This window comes from Arthrobacter sp. 754 (assembly GCF_040548695.1).
GTDB lineage: Bacteria > Actinomycetota > Actinomycetes > Actinomycetales > Micrococcaceae > Arthrobacter.
The window spans coordinates 207,007-221,570 of the sequence record NZ_JBEPSC010000006.1 but is presented as its reverse complement, the minus strand read 5'-3'; the positions used below and the strand labels follow the sequence as shown (position 1 = coordinate 221,570).

11 protein-coding genes are annotated in these 14,564 nt (G+C 60.6%); 3 read left to right on the top strand and 8 right to left on the bottom strand.

Annotated elements, in window-relative coordinates; genetic code table 11:
• The first annotated feature begins 123 nt into the window (after positions 1-123).
• Positions 124-1,287, top strand: coding sequence for a glycosyltransferase (locus ABIA70_RS17730; protein ID WP_354148891.1), 1,164 nt, complete (start codon positions 124-126; stop codon positions 1,285-1,287).
• The gene (locus ABIA70_RS17725; protein ID WP_354148890.1) at positions 1,284-2,783 is read left to right on the top strand and encodes a lipopolysaccharide biosynthesis protein; all 1,500 of its coding nucleotides are present in this window, start codon (positions 1,284-1,286) and stop codon (positions 2,781-2,783) included. Before ABIA70_RS17730 ends, ABIA70_RS17725 begins: the two co-directional genes overlap by 4 nt.
• A 31-nt stretch (positions 2,784-2,814) precedes the next feature.
• Here the strand turns inward: ABIA70_RS17725 and ABIA70_RS17720 are convergent, their stop codons facing one another.
• From ABIA70_RS17720 to ABIA70_RS17685, 8 genes are all read right to left on the bottom strand, one after another.
• Entirely contained in the window at positions 2,815-3,708 is an 894-nt protein-coding gene (locus ABIA70_RS17720) for an aminoglycoside phosphotransferase family protein (protein WP_354149038.1), read from the bottom strand.
• Positions 3,709-3,827: 119 nt separating this feature from the next.
• Positions 3,828-4,469, bottom strand: coding sequence for a hypothetical protein (locus ABIA70_RS17715; protein ID WP_354148889.1), 642 nt, complete (start codon positions 4,467-4,469; stop codon positions 3,828-3,830).
• On the bottom strand, positions 4,466-5,776 hold the full coding sequence (locus tag ABIA70_RS17710; protein ID WP_354148888.1) for a hypothetical protein: 1,311 nt from the start codon (positions 5,774-5,776) through the stop codon (positions 4,466-4,468). Before ABIA70_RS17710 ends, ABIA70_RS17715 begins: the two co-directional genes overlap by 4 nt.
• A 100-nt stretch (positions 5,777-5,876) precedes the next feature.
• Entirely contained in the window at positions 5,877-6,488 is a 612-nt protein-coding gene (locus tag ABIA70_RS17705) for a glycoside hydrolase family 16 protein (RefSeq protein WP_354149037.1), read from the bottom strand.
• A gap of 196 nt (positions 6,489-6,684) precedes the next feature.
• Positions 6,685-8,913: a hypothetical protein gene (locus ABIA70_RS17700; protein ID WP_354148887.1), complete on the bottom strand. Its 2,229-nt coding sequence runs from the start codon at positions 8,911-8,913 to the stop codon at positions 6,685-6,687.
• A gap of 70 nt (positions 8,914-8,983) precedes the next feature.
• Positions 8,984-10,282, bottom strand: a complete 1,299-nt coding sequence (locus ABIA70_RS17695; protein ID WP_354148886.1) for a glycosyltransferase family 2 protein — start codon at positions 10,280-10,282, stop codon at positions 8,984-8,986.
• On the bottom strand, positions 10,279-11,265 hold the full coding sequence (locus ABIA70_RS17690) for a glycosyltransferase family 2 protein (protein ID WP_354148885.1): 987 nt from the start codon (positions 11,263-11,265) through the stop codon (positions 10,279-10,281). Before ABIA70_RS17690 ends, ABIA70_RS17695 begins: the two co-directional genes overlap by 4 nt.
• A gap of 13 nt (positions 11,266-11,278) precedes the next feature.
• Positions 11,279-12,094 carry a glycosyltransferase family 2 protein gene (locus tag ABIA70_RS17685; RefSeq protein WP_354148884.1) on the bottom strand — a complete coding sequence of 272 codons (816 nt, stop codon included), beginning with the start codon at positions 12,092-12,094 and terminating at the stop codon, positions 11,279-11,281.
• Positions 12,095-12,561: 467 nt separating this feature from the next.
• Here ABIA70_RS17685 and ABIA70_RS17680 point away from each other — a divergent pair, with 467 nt between their 5' ends.
• Positions 12,562-14,541 carry a hypothetical protein gene (locus ABIA70_RS17680; RefSeq protein ID WP_354148883.1) on the top strand — a complete coding sequence of 660 codons (1,980 nt, stop codon included), beginning with the start codon at positions 12,562-12,564 and terminating at the stop codon, positions 14,539-14,541.
• Positions 14,542-14,564 lie beyond the last annotated feature (23 nt).

Here is a 14,564-nt window from a genome sequence, read left to right as displayed (position 1 = left end):
CCTCCCCTGAGACAGGGGACGACGGCGGTACCCTCCGCCGTCGTCCCCTGTCTTTAACGATGTGTGAACCCGCAGTTTTCGGTGCAGTAACGGCTAAACGGTGGGACGCTCCCGTAAACTCCTATGATGAGGCTTCTGTACGTGACAGAAAGCGTGCCCAACAGGGACCCCATGCTCGGGGATGGCAGTTCCATGATTCCGTTCGAGGTGTTGCGGAATCTTCCCCTGGACGTGGCAGTGACGCTCCTCACCTTCACCGGGCCGGTTGAACTACCGTACGAAATTCGCGCGCGCTGTCACGAAGTACATGTCTTACCTACACGGCGTCGTTCAGCAGCTCTGGTCAGGTCCCTTGCCAGCAGCCATGACGTCGGCGCTCAGGAACGGGCTACACGGCTGGCGTTCCGACGGGCAGAGCAGCTATCGGAAGAGTGCGACGCGGTTTTGCTACACGGGCCTCATGTTCTTTTCCTTGCTTCCCACCTAAAGGGACCTTTAGTCCTCCAAACGGTGGATCCATGGTCGAAGAGGGTTGGCTTAGAGAGTGTGCTGGCCCGCGGATGGAGAGCCGCCTACCGCGCGCGAAGGAGCCGGAGGATCCTCAGCGCAGAGCGTCAGTTGCCCGCAAGGGCCCGGCTCCTGACGGTTGGAGCGCAGGATGCCGCTGAGTGGTCGCGCCTCCTGGCGCGGCCTGTCCGCAGCATCCCAAACGGAGCAGAACCTTTGGCTCATACATTTCAAAAGCAGAGCAGCCGCATAGTCTGCTTCGTTGGCAGCCTGAACTACGGACCAAACATTGCAAGCGCGGACGTCCTTATCAACAAGATTGCCCCCCTCGTTTGGAAGGAGGTTCCCACAGCGAAGTTCGTTGTTGCTGGCCGTCAACCTACAAAGGAGATCCTCTCACTGGCCGGGCCGAGGGTGGACATTCTCGCCAACGTGCCGTCCGTGAGCGCGGTCTTGCAGGCCGCACAGGTGGCAGCTTTTCCGGACGAACATGGAGTCGGAATCCGGAACTCCGTGCGCGAAGCCCTTGCTGCCGGGCTCCCGGTAGTGGCTACTCCAGTTGCCGCCCGGGAGCAGGAACCGCACCCGCTGCTGACGGTGGAAGGGGATATCTTGCTGTTCGCCCGGAACATCGTTCACCATCTGACCTCGGATTCGTCCCCCGTCGACACAAACGCTCAGGAGCGGACATGGGAGGAAGTTGCTGGAGAGTACCTGGATGAACTGCAACAAGCCATCGGTGCTCAACTCGAGTTTCAAGCAGAGGAGCCCTCCCCGTGAGATTCGGCAAGCCCCGGCCGCTAACGGAAGCTCGCACGCCCGCGGATTTGCTCGCCCCCAGCACCCTGGCCAACTTGGGCGCGCGTGGAGCCATGTGGCAGGGCTTTGCTCAGGTAGTGGGCAAGGGCATCGTGCTGCTCACCACCATTGTTTTGGCCCGGCTCCTGTCCCCGGAAGAGTACGGCCTGATTGCACTTGCCCTCGTGGTGATGGCGTACGCAGAGACTTTGGCCGACGCAGGAGTGGCGCAGGCCCTGGTGTATCTGCCGCGTTCAGCCGAGATTGCACGCTCGGCCTTGTTGATTTCGATACTCATGGGCGGCGTGCTCGCCGCAGGGGCGCTGGTCGGAGCACCGCTAATTTCAGAATTCTTCGGCCGCGAGGAAGTGACGTCCCTGGTCCAGGTACTGGCAGTCTCCCTGCTGGCCACTGCCTTGGCCGCCGTCCCGGAATCATTGCTCCGGCGAGAACTGCGCTTTCAACGCCTCACTGCCGCTACCGTGATCCGCGCAGTGGTAACCGGTGCCCTGAGCATGAGCCTCGCCTTCGCCGGATACGGTGCGTGGTCATTGCCAATTGGTACGGCAGCTGGCTCAATAATGTACGCAGTTTCGTGCTGGGTTTTGTTGCCTGAGCACGTGTCTTGGCGTATTTGGCACGTTGATTCGCAATCCTTTAGGGCCAATTTGACCTACGGTTTCCCCGTCGCGGGAAGCAATCTGCTCGCGAGGCTCATCTTTGATATCGATTATCTCATCATCGGGCGGATGCTGGGGGCCCAAGCTCTGGGCTTTTACATCCTGGCGTTCCGACTTCCCGAACTGCTCATTATCAACGTCTTCTTCGTCCTGTCCTCTGTGATGTTTCCCCTTTACGCGCGCGTCCGCAATGAGCCGGTTCGGCTCCAAAATGGCTATCTGAAAAGCGTCCAGATGCAGGCGCTTTACGGGGTAACCGCTGGCGTCGGCCTCGCTGTGGTGGCTCCGGCGCTCGTTCCGGTGCTGTTCGGAGATCAATGGGACGCAGCGGTCCTGCCCTTGGTCTTCCTCGCCCTTTACGCTTCCGCCCGCTCACTTGGTGCCGGGGCCAACGACGTCTACAAGGCGATTGGACGCCCCTCGTTGTCGATTTGGATCTCGATTGTGCGGCTCGCCGTCCTGATACCGGTACTCCTGTTCGCCACTCAGTGGGGAATTGCAGGCGTGGCCGCTGCCCAGTTCGGGGTCACATTGCTGTTTGCGGCGGGCATGCAAACAGTAGCGGCGAAAGTGATAGGCGTCAGGGGCGGCCAGTTGATGCGTGCAGTGCTTCCGGGACTGGTATGCGGGGCCATTGTCACTTTGGTGGGCCTCGGTGTACGTACCCTGCCTCTGGGAAACGAACTTCTAACCGTCAGCGCGGTTGTGGCTGCGTGCGTAGCCGCCGTCTTCGCGGCACTCCGGCTCGGATTCCCATCTCTCTATCGCGAACTTCTGGCGCTGGCCTTCCGCAGGTAAAGCAGTACGGGCGCGGGAACCGCCATCGCCGTCAGCACTGTCCGGCTGTCTCGATGGCATGGCGCCACAGCCAAAAGTCGCGGTCGGCAAGAACTGCCTCCCGGACAAGATGGCGCTGTTGGCCGGACGATCGCTCACCCGCCAACCGTTCGCCCAAGGTGGCCGCGGAACGTGCCCACGTCGCGACTATGAGTGAGGAAAGCAGCCCGGGGTCTACGTCCCTGGCCTCCAGGTGCTTCCGTAGTGGCCCGCGCGCCCAGCCTCCAGGAGAAAATGCGTCGGTGAAGGCCGCGACCTGTTCAGTCCGGGAAAAGGCTCTCCGTACAGACTCGTTCAAGTACTGAAGGTAGAAGACAAGGTCGTGTCCGGGAAGTCCATCGGAGGATGAACGCTCCCAATCGACAACCTGCAACGTGCCACCCGGTCGCACAAGGATGTTTGGATGGCTGAGGTCAGCATGTTCGAACACAGCCGGCAATTCTGCTGTACGGAGCACCTCCAACCGTTCATGCGTCCGCTCCACCAGGGATACAACCTCGGAATGTCCTGTCACGAGCTCGGAAAGTTCACTCAGGGGCTGGCTTAACTTCCGGGTGTACCAATCCCCATTAGTGGAGGCCCGTTCAGTACTTGGCAGTCCCGCAACGAACTCAACGCCCGACCTCACGGCACCGGGAAGGTTTAGTGTTACCAAAGCCGGGTCCAACGGGCGACCAGTCATGGCTGTTTCCACGAGCACGCAATGGTTCCCGATGTCGAAGACACCCACGATCGCCGGCGTTGCCTCTGCCCTGTCCGGACTCATTGCCCACAGCTGTTGGAGCATAGCGGCTTCACGCCGCACACCTCCGTTGTCCCCGGGCTGCCGGGGTACCTTGACAACCAGCCGCGGCCGCTGGGCATTCTTGGGCGTGATGAGAGCCACAAGGTGCCGAGATGTAGCGAACTGGGGAGTGAGGATCACCGTGGTCCACTCCCGCCCAACCCCGTACTGGTCGAGTCCGAGCTCCTCGTAGCGCGCCCTTAGGACCGCGTCAATAAAGTTCAATGTTCTCCCACCGGCATACACGTATGACCGCGCTGGCCTGTAACCACGCCCTCAGGTATTGCGGCGGCGAACAACCCCAGGTCCAGCGCAACGCGGCCAATGAACTGTTTTGTCTTTCCGAAGCGGATCGCCTCGTGTCTGCGCAGAGTCTCGAGAACTGCTGTCCGGGAGCCAACCGGGACGATTCGTGAAGGCAAGTCAAGGCCGGGCGCGTACCACTGAACGGACACCTCCTGGAAACCTCGTCGCTTAAGACTCCGCTGCCACCCCAGCAAAGTCCTCGGTCCACTACGGATTCGAAAAGAACGGCGAATGCGGACACATAACCAGCCACCGGGCTGCACCGCTTCAGCTCCGGCCTTGAAAAGACGGGCATCCGGTTCCGAGAGCAACACCATCTCAAAGAGCTGGCGGGCAGCGCCGTCTTCCATCCCGATACGGACCGCACCTGGGTCCAGCAGCCGGAGCGCTTCTTCCATTCCGGAATCCATGGCACCACCGAACCCCACGGTCCGCGGCTGCGGATTGGGAAGCAGGAACCGCCAGTCAAGAAGCTTCCACCGTTGAAGAACCAAGGGATCCGACTCAGTGCCCAGCCCATCTTGATGGCCGTTGGGTCGGGGATTGAGGTCAGTCATACCCGTTCTTTCCGCGGATTTGCGTGGCTGTACCGGGAAGTCGCGCCGCCCACGACTGCGTTCCACACGATTGCCGTCGCCGTTCGACGTACCGAGTCCTGCGGTTGACTGGCATCAAGGACAGCGGCACCGCGAAGCCCTTTGGCCAGGTCCAGATAGGCTCGCCGCCACTCCTCCAAAACTTCGACGGAGTGCTCTCCCTTCCGGGCAAACATCATCTCACCGGGAGCATCAAGCACAAGTAGAACATCGGGTTCCGGCGCGAGGGCAAGGGCAAGGGCAGCCGAGATCCTGCCACCCAAGCTATTGTCTATTGATCCGGGCAGACGCGCGTCGTGCGGCACACGGTCAAGGAGGACCACGCAGCCGAACAGGCGCTGATACCTGGCGTCGAAGGAGCCGCCGAGAATACGGACCACTTTCTTGGCCAGCCTTCCCCCAGGAATACGCCGCAACAGGTCGTCCCATGGGCCCGCCGACCACAGTCCCATGTACACGTACTTTCCGCTAACAGGCAAAGTGTCGGACAGGCTTCTCAAAAGGCTCGTTTTGCCGGCACCATCCGGCCCCATCACTCCTACCGCTAGTCCCCTTCCGGGTTTGTCTTGCAGGACCGGCGAGACAGTCCGAAGGACGCGGCTGACGTCTCGTCGGACCGTGGTGCTCAGCACAGACCGAGCAGTCCAGGCAGCGCTTAGCCTCGCAGAGACCGCCGGCACCCCGTCAAAATTCCCGGAACGGACAACATTTAGCAACTCGACAGCACTGCCCGGCCCTACGTACCGATCAATTCTCCTCGCCAAATCATCTTCAGCAGAGGCAAAATTCCCTGCCTGCAGTGCCAACTCTGCCCGAGCTGGCACGATTTCTCCCTTATCCAGAAATAGGTGGAGCAATTGCAGCCAGGCCTGATCGGCCGCCGCCGGCAACCAAATATGCCCTCGCCTTGTTCGGGCGTCAAGACAGCGGCCCGCGAAGGAGGTTTTCCACTGCTGATTAGTCCCAAAACTGATGTCGGAGACGATATCCAGCTTCAGCCACAGATCATCGGCCCGGGAATAGTTGAAATAGAAGCGGTGGCTCCCATGACCAGGTGCCAGAACACGGGCGAACCCTGCGGCCTTAAGCAAGGAGTCCAAGCCAGGCAACTGCGCCTTGGAGACCAGGATGTCGACATCTCCAGATGGACGGATGAGATCCTCCTCACCTCGAAGGAGCAACCATGGGCCCGATCTGTCGAGAGTCTGAAAGACGGCCGTCAGGCTGGGATGGGTCGGGATTGCTACGCCGGCCTGTTCTGCCTGCAATTCAGAAGCATCGTCAGCCAGTGCCGCCGCGTCAGTTCGTGCCGAACCTCGCTGCCGGGCCTTAGTCCCCCATACCGCGGGCAGCGGGTCTATACGGGTGTTACGGTGCGTAGGCATACTGCACCACCCAGTCGACTTCCAACTGCCCTGAGATTGACTGGGCGGGATACGCCACAGAGGCCTCATCCGCGGTTTCTGCCTGGAGCGTCCAACGCATGGGGCTCACGGGAACCCCGGAAGGTACGGCTGTCTGACCGACAAGGGCACCGTCCCAAAACCATTTCACTTTCCCGGGTGTCCATTCTGTCGTTGCGATATGCCAGTCCCCGGGACCGGTCGGCGAGTAGATCCGATGCGGGGGGTCAAATTTAACAGTCCCTGAAGCCGACGAGCCCCTAATTGCCGAGACCCCGTATAGAGGCCCGTTCAACTGGCCCTCTGGCCAATCGATTTCCCCCTCGCTCCATTGATCCCTCGTCGGCCAAAGCATAAAGGCGATCTTGTAGCCAGGCAGGGAATCATAACGGAACCGGATAGAGTACCGCCCGTATAGCTGCCCCGAATATCCGAAGGGAACTACACTGGCCACCTTGCGATGACCGTTTTCTTCATGGAGAAAGTACCGGAGAATTCCATCGGAAACCGACAAAACGGAATCCGGGGCATATGCTCCGTGCGTGGAAGTATCAGGAAATCCGGAGTACCCACGCATATCCGGTCCGTAAACTTCGCCGACCTTGCCATACTCGGCCGGGAGAACGAAATCCTGGAAACCGGTCTGGCGCCAACCCGGAAGGTCACCGACGGGCATCTTTTCCGTGTCGTTTCCAACTACCACCGACAATATCAACACTCCCATCAAAAGGCCTCCCGTGACATATCGCCAAATGGTTGACGCGGACCGTGGCCTAATCCGCTTTGCGGATTTCGTAAATTCGGACTGCGCCGTTGTTGAAAACATTCTCGACGTCATCCGCCTTCATGAGCTTCTTTTCCAGCTGAGGCAGAAGGTCTGCCTCAAAAAGTTGGCGCTGGATGGCACGTTGGCGCTGTCCATCCGAAAGGACGATGTAGGTCCTGTCTGCGTCACGCACCTGTTGGGCATACTCCTTGATACTCTCCACTGAAATGTTTGCCGCTGAATCCTTAAGGTAATCCGCGAGGGAGGTTACGGTGCCAGCCTGAAGATACTGGGGATAATTCGGTCCTATAAGCAGCGGGAAGAAATAGTTGGTCTCGAAAACGGAGTCCCCTGGCTGCACGCGTGAATCAAGCCATTTACCAGCGACGACATCCTCCTTGGACACCCGGTAGTCTGCCTCGGGCTGGAAGTACACAAGGGTAAACAGCAGGGCCATGACAGAGAGGCTCGCAGTGGCTCCCACCGCTGCCTTCGTGGTGCGGATGGGTCCTGAAAAGAAGAGCCACGCCACACCGACGGCCAGCCAGGGCAAGGCGAAAAGGTAGACACGGAACCGTGCCTCACCGCCGTATGACTGACCCAAAAGCCCGAGTATGGGGGCGAAGGCCAGCCATGCCACCACGAGAGTCGTCCGTATTTCCCCATGAAGCATGCGGCGAACGAACCCGGCTATCGCCAACAGGCCTGTAATAGCCGTCAGGACGACAGCGCCATGGGCAAGGGTCTGCCCTGTCAGCGTCCACTCACCAAAGATCAGCGGTTCCGCCGGCCCTGCCTTGTATCCTGTGTTTTTGAAAAAGTTCCAGCCGCTAAACAACCCGTACTTGCTCCGAATGTAGGCGACGTTGGGAATCAGGTAGATCAGCGCGATGACGAGAAGCGAGGGGCCGAGCCATCGTGGCCTGAAATAGCCAAGGAGGAAGAGTGGGCAGAGTGCCAGGACGGCCAAGTACGGAGTAAGTTGGTGGCTCACCACGATCACGATCTGTATCATCACGATCGCGGCAACGGCCAGTATCTGAAACTTCAGGGCCGGTTGCTCCCACTTTTCCGCAAGCGCAGGCGCCGTTCGCGCACGCAGGCGAGCCACCATTGGCCTGTCCCGCAAGCGGTCTTCGAACACCGCTACCCATTTCGCCGGCGTACCACGAAGAAAAGTCAGAGCTATCAGGCACATAATGAGGTAAAGCGAGTAGGAGAAAGCCTGGGGGGCATAGTAATTCTGGTTGACGTAGTTTGCCAGGACGAAGACCAGTGTAGCTGTCCACCAGACGCGGGAATTCTTGGAGATGCTCCGTGCGATAGCAAGAACAATCACCGTGTCTACGAGGGCGAATCCAGTCTCAGCCCAGCCCGCATAGTCGAGCGCGTCCTTGTAACCCATAACTTCACCCAGAAAGGCGCTCAGGGAAAAGAATCCGGGCCACCGGTTGTAGATGTCCACGGACGGTGTAACGTGGCCGAACGTGCCAATGTAGTCCGTGACGGCTATGTGCTTGTACGTCCAGGGCAAGCGGGGAACACTCGCCAGAAGCGAGGCCGACGAGTACAGCATGAGCACCAGAGCGGTTACCGAAACGCTCATCAACCTGTTCGAAAACTGCTTTCGGGCCGCGACGCCCCATATGCAGAGCCCCACGGTGAGAGCGACCGCTGCATACCATATGGGGGGGAATGCACGCAGCAGACCGAAACCGTCCAGCTTTCTGTCGCTGGTCGTACCCAGCCCCGCTATCCACAGGGGAACAGCGACCGCAAGGATCAGCCAAGGAACGTAAGCCCTGATTTGTCGGGGCAACTTGTAACGCCTCGACGGCGCACCAGGATCCCAGCCGTCACTAGGGGCCAGGGACACTATCGCCACGGAGGCAGCGAGCACGAGGATGGCTGCAACCGGGCGGGGATGCCAGGACTCGGTCCATGCCAACACCACCGCGACCGTCGCGTAGACCACTGCACTCACCGCCACAATGCAGACTAACCGCGATGCGGGATCCAAAGCAGGGATCCGGGAAAGAGCCACCCATCCAGGGATAACAAGACAAACTAATAGCTTTAGAACAGCCAATGGCGCCCCGCCCACGTCCAACAGAATGAGAAAGGCGGTGGCAACCCCGCAGGCGGCTAAGGCGAGTTCGCCATACCGAAACCTGGAGCGTGTTCGGAATCTTAGTGGCATTGGCGTGGAAACGTCGTTCTTCATCAGCAGGGCCATGATATGAGACCTTTCCTAAGCTGCCTTACGTGACTGTCCAGTTGACTGCGGGCGAATCGTTTTCGTGGACCTAGCCGCCCCCGAAGCGTCGTTCAAGCATGTAATTGAGCGGTCCAAGGGCAACCGAGTAAAGCTCCACGCGCAGCACCTTAGCGAGTTGGGCATCCCATAAGTCGTCGCCGACTGGGCGTTCTTCTGAGAGCCCATTCTTGACGCGTGCATTCCGCAGAAAGTTTCGGGCAGCCCGTGGACTTCGTGCCAGGGCAAGCTTTGCCGTTTCCGGGTTGGACAGGACCTTAGCGAGCCAGGCACCGAGGCCCAGGCCGTACCCCCTCGCCTGGAGGCGCAACGCCTGTATGTCGTCACGGTGCCTATGCCAGACAATTGCCGACGGTTGAACAACCAGGGAGTAGCCCGCCAGAACCACCCGCGTAAACATATCGATGTCTTCGCCTCCCCCGGTGCGGGTTCCAACCCCCAAGGCTGGATCGAAGGAGCCCAGGTCAAGCGCCGCGCGTCGGTCCAACGCAAAGTTGGCCCCGGTTCCAAACGCACCGATGCAGAAGGGAAACGTTGGAAGTTCGGCAGGCGGCTCGGCAAGGGAGTACACCTTTGGTTCCCAGGTCTTGGACCAACTGACGCGGGCATCGAAATACCCCTGGGCCGGCGAACGCAACTCCCCTGCCGGCACGAGTCCCGTAACGCAGGCTGTGCCGGGCATCCGTTCGAAACCGGCGGCGATTTCGCTCAACCACGCCTCATCGACAACAACGTCGTCGTCGGTGAAGGCGACAATGTCGCCTTCGGCATTGCGAAGGCCGGCATTTCTCGCGTGGGAAAGTCCCGGGACCGGCTCGGTGATGATCCTGATCCGGGAATCATCAAACTCGTCGCGCACCATAGTGGCGGTTTGAGCCGTCGTTGGCGCGTTGTCCACCACCAGGACATCGAAATTGGGGTAGTCCAGCTTCTGAATGGCGCCCAGTGATCCCCTGAGCAAAGAGGCTCGGTCCCGCGTACAGACAACAACCGTAACCGACGGCGTTGATGCTCCTCCGGTCACCGGTGCTGCGGCAGGAAGCCCTGCGGCGGCCTTCTCGAGGACCCCGCGCTGGACCCTGCCCAGCGGGGCCTCCACATCGACGAAACCACGAACCGCCGTCCCCTGACGTACCAACAAGCGCGCGCGGTGGTAACCATCATGATTAAGGAGCTGCAATTGGGTGTGATCCGCGAGGCAATCAAGGTCCACAGCACCGATCCACCGGGCTCCGGACCAGTCCGGCCAGCCAGCGCTCTCCATAGCGGGGGCCAGCTCGTAGGCAGGCCGCTCCCAGACGGGAGTCAGTTCGTCAACACGTTCGCTCACTGGACTTCCCTCCAGGGCGCGCCCACCAGGGCAGTCCCATCTAACGGCCGGCCTTCGACGTGGGCGGTCTGCCGGCCGCGAACATACCCGGCGGCCGTGCAGGCTAGGACGGCAATGACAGCCCCCGCGCGTCCCAGGCCCTGGGGGTTGTCGCCCCGGCTCCAGTCGCGGATCCCGGAAAACACAGCACGCGGCAGCGTACTGCGGACGTACCGGCGTTCCGGGCCGAGGGCCCGCTTCTGGCCCACGATGTGGCTGACATGCGCTTTAGAGATCCCCTCGGACCAGGACCTCGACAGCATGTACCGCAAGGTGCCCCTCTCCTCCGGAACGTGGTGGCGTACCAGTGCGGCAGGTTCGTAGACGATCCGCGAACCCGGTGCGCCCATCCTGGAGCGGATGCAGATCTCTGTCTCCTCGCAGCCCAGCGGCAAGGTGCCCTGCCGGCCCAGAGAGAGGTTGAAGCCGCCAACCTTGCGGAGGACCTCAAGCCGGAAGGACATATTTGCCCCAATGACATTTCGGACTTCAGAAGCCACCTTGGGCATTCCGCGGTGGCTGCATCCAACTATCCAGTCGAGCTCTTCACCGAAATATCCTGGACGGCCCTTATCCCACACCGGTTCGACGCGCCCGCCGACTGCCATCACATCAGGGTCGTCATAGAGGACAAGCAAGCGTTCGAGCCAATCCGGCGCCGCCTCTGCGTCGTCGTCGAGGAAGGCCACAATGTCTGAATCCGCCAGCCCTACGCCTGTATTGCGTGCTCCGGAAAGCCCGCGGGGGCCGCTGCTCTCCACCACCGTCACGTCGTCGACTATTTCGATGAGCCGCTCGTAGAGGTCCTCGTTGTGGTCAATCACCACCAGGATCTCCTCGGGGGCGACGGTTTGCGCCCGGACGGACTCAATGACGTCCAGCAACTGGTCCCAGCGCCTTTCTGTGTAGGCACAAATGACGATCGTCACCGTAGGTCGTACCATTCGATTAAGCATGCTAGCCTCCCCGAACCACGGAGAGGACTGTCTGGGGATCCGCGGGCGTCCGCGGGACGCTGACGTTCGCATACGCGTATTTCACCCGCCGGAGGGCTTCGGGTCTGGCACCCGCTGTGGGGGCCTCCCACATGGTGCATTCGCGGGCCAGAGTGCCAAGGACCCGCCACCCATCGCGGAAGGTTTGCAGGTTCGAGGCGCCGGATATACGGTCAAGCTCAATGCTGGGCACCTCGGCGATCCGAAGACCAGCCCGGGCTGCGCGGACGATCAACTCCGTCTCAATCTCGAAGCCGTCGGATTCCAACTGCAGGATTTCCAGGCATTCCCGTCGAAAGGCTATATAGCCATAGCAAAGGTCGGAGTAGTTGCTGTGCAGGACGGCATTGGCCAACCCGGTCAGCGCGAGGTTACCGGCCTTCCTCAGGCGGGTGAGGTCTTCGGACCCTCCCCCGGTGACGTGGCGGGAGCCCTTTACGAAGTCGTAATCGTGCTGAAGCGGGGAAACGAACCAGCCGATCTCTTGGGGATCCATGCTGCCGTCCGCGTCCAGCATGACGATGATGTCTCCCGAGGCCGCCGCAAACCCGGAGCGAAGGGCCACGCCCTTTCCCTTGCGTTGCTCATTGACAATGACCAGATTGTCTCGGATTGCTTGGGCTACGCCCACGGTGTTGTCGGTGGAACGGCCATCGACGATAACCACTTCGTCAACGTACGAGGGCATTCTGCGAAGAACCCACGGAATATTCTTCGCTTCGTTCAAAGTTGGAATGACGACGCTGACTGAGGCCCTGGCGGTCTCGACGGCTGGCATAGTTAATGTAATTGGGAGCTGGATGGAAATGGACAAATAACTCACCACTTCAGGACGTTTGCGGATGTAGACAACCGCGCTCAACAACGGGTCGAGTGCGGCTTAAGCGCTCTATCCGGTCATGGTCTGGTCTCTGGCCCCAGCTCTCATTTGCCTTTGACTCTGGCCGTAGGGAAAAGCCTACGGCCGGCCCTAAACCGGTGTCACCAGTAGTAGGTACTCACTTTTCCCCGAAGTCCGCCCCTGTTCTTAGACAAGTACTGGGGTGGCGGATCAGCGCGAACCTTAGGGATAGGGGATACCTGGCAGGCCAAATTCTTAGGTGTTAGGGGTAATTGCCTTTTGCTTGCCCGGGGGCGGATCGCAGTCTATGTTTGGACTAACTGGGGTTTTCTGTCGTTCTGGGCTGACAGTTTGGATGCCTCCAGAAGGTCAATAGCGATGTCACTCACGCCCAGGAGTTTCCCATGAAGATCAGACGCCACAACAGCTGGCTTGTTCGGGCAGTGGTCCTTGCCCTTATCTCGGCAGCAGCCTTGGTTGCTACGGCTCCAGTAGCTTCGGCGGACCCCGTCTATGGCACCCAGAGCATGGCTTATTCCGGTGTGAGTAACCCTCCGACGTCCGATAAACCGCAGAGCAAACTGTGGTGGAATGACGGGACCTGGTGGGCGGACATGTGGAAGACCGGTACCGGATGGAGCATTTATCGACTTGACCGTGCCTCCGGAACGTGGGTGGATACGGGGGTGGTGAACGACGTACGCGGCAGCACCCTGGCCGACACACTCTGGGACGGTAGCCACCTCTATATTGCCTCACATGTGGTGACAATCACCGGAGACGGAACACCCAAGCCATCGCTTTCCGGACAGCCCGCCAAGCTGTACAGGTACAGCTACTCGGGCGGCAGGTACACGCTGGATTCTGGCTTCCCCACCCAGATCACCAATAACTCCAGCGAATCGATGACTATCGACATCGACTCGACGGGCGTGGTCTGGGCCACCTGGACACAGGTCGCCGGCGATGCGACATCCGGGTTCACCAACACCGTTTACGTCAACAACGCCGACAACGAAGGTGCCAATTGGGCTACTCCGTATGTCATCCCGGTCGCGAACCCGAATCCCGCCCCTGATGATATTTCAGCGGTGGTGGCGTATGGAAACAATAAGCTCGGAGTGATGTGGAGTGACCACCTCACCGGGGCGATGTGGTGGGCAACGCGCACAGACGGGACGGCACCGAACGCAGCATCCTCCTGGAAGGTCCAGCCAGCGATCCAAGGCAAGGGGCAGTCAGACGACCATCTGAACCTCAAAACCCTTCAGGCTGACAGCACCGGCCGGGTCTTCGCAGCAGTGAAGACGAGTCTTAACGACATCTCGCCGGACCCGACGTTGCCCCAGCTGCTCCTGCTTGTTTTCAAGCCCGGCACCGGGGCCTTCTCCCGTTCCACGATTTCCGTTGCGGGCGACTGTGTGTCCCGGCCCCAAATTGTTCTGGATACGCAGAACAACCTCATCCGGGCCTTTCAGACCGCGCCGCCGACATCGGTCACCGGATGCGCATACTCGGGTGTTGCCGGCAGCATTTACGAGAAAACCGCGTCCATGGATAATCCGGTGTTTGCGGCAGGCCGTGGTACGCCAGTCATCCAGAGTGCATCCTCGTCGAATATGAACGATGTAACCACCTCGAAGCAGAGTGTGAACAGCACCACGGGCATAGTGGTGATGGCGAGCGACAACGTTGCCAGACGCTACTGGTTCTCCGATCGGCCGCTCGGAGCGGTGCCCCCGCCCCCTCCGCCTTCCTCCGGAGGGATCTCGGTAGTGGGTTCCAGCACTACGAATGCCGCAGCGTCTGCGGGTGTAGCCCTGGCTGCCCCGCCAGGCACTGATTCAGGCGATGTGCTGGTGGCGGCAATCACCGCCGACCTGAGCCCCAGCATGGCCTCTGTCCCGCCGGGATGGACGGCAATGGTGAACGGTTTGTCCATAAGCAGCGGTGCACGGACTTTTGCCTACTACCACGTCGTCGGAGCGGCGGACCCAGCCAACTACGCATGGACCCTCAGTTCCGCCGTGAAGTGGGGAGCCGGCGTTACGGCATACCGCGGGGTGAACACCACGACCCCGCTCGACAGCACCATTATGACCGCAGTCGACACCACGTACGCGGCCACGAGCATCAGCTTGGGCAGCATCAACACCGCCAGCGACGGTGCCATGCTGATCGGTGGGGCAGCGTGTGACTGCGGCACTCCTGTCTTCTCCGCCCCGTCGGGCTGGACGGAGCGTTGGGAGGCGGCCGCCAACCAGTTGGCTGAAGAAGCGGACGCGGTCCAGGCGACAGCAGGGGCCAGCGGCACCGCGACGTGGACGATGAGCGCGGCGCGGGCCGTGGCAGTATGGCGCACGGCATTGAAACCCGCGAGCTGATGCCGAGAGCCTGACACAGGCAG

Coding starts and splice junctions, on each gene's coding strand:
- ABIA70_RS17730 (WP_354148891.1), top strand. CDS start 124: ATGATGAGGCTTCTGTACGTGACAGAAAGCGTGCCCAACAGGGACCCC.
- ABIA70_RS17715 (WP_354148889.1), bottom strand. CDS start 4,469: ATGACTGACCTCAATCCCCGACCCAACGGCCATCAAGATGGGCTGGGC.
- ABIA70_RS17705 (WP_354149037.1), bottom strand. CDS start 6,488: ATGCGTGGGTACTCCGGATTTCCTGATACTTCCACGCACGGAGCATAT.
- ABIA70_RS17700 (WP_354148887.1), bottom strand. CDS start 8,913: ATGGCCCTGCTGATGAAGAACGACGTTTCCACGCCAATGCCACTAAGA.
- ABIA70_RS17690 (WP_354148885.1), bottom strand. CDS start 11,265: ATGGTACGACCTACGGTGACGATCGTCATTTGTGCCTACACAGAAAGG.
- ABIA70_RS17685 (WP_354148884.1), bottom strand. CDS start 12,094: ATGCCAGCCGTCGAGACCGCCAGGGCCTCAGTCAGCGTCGTCATTCCA.
- ABIA70_RS17680 (WP_354148883.1), top strand. CDS start 12,562: ATGAAGATCAGACGCCACAACAGCTGGCTTGTTCGGGCAGTGGTCCTT.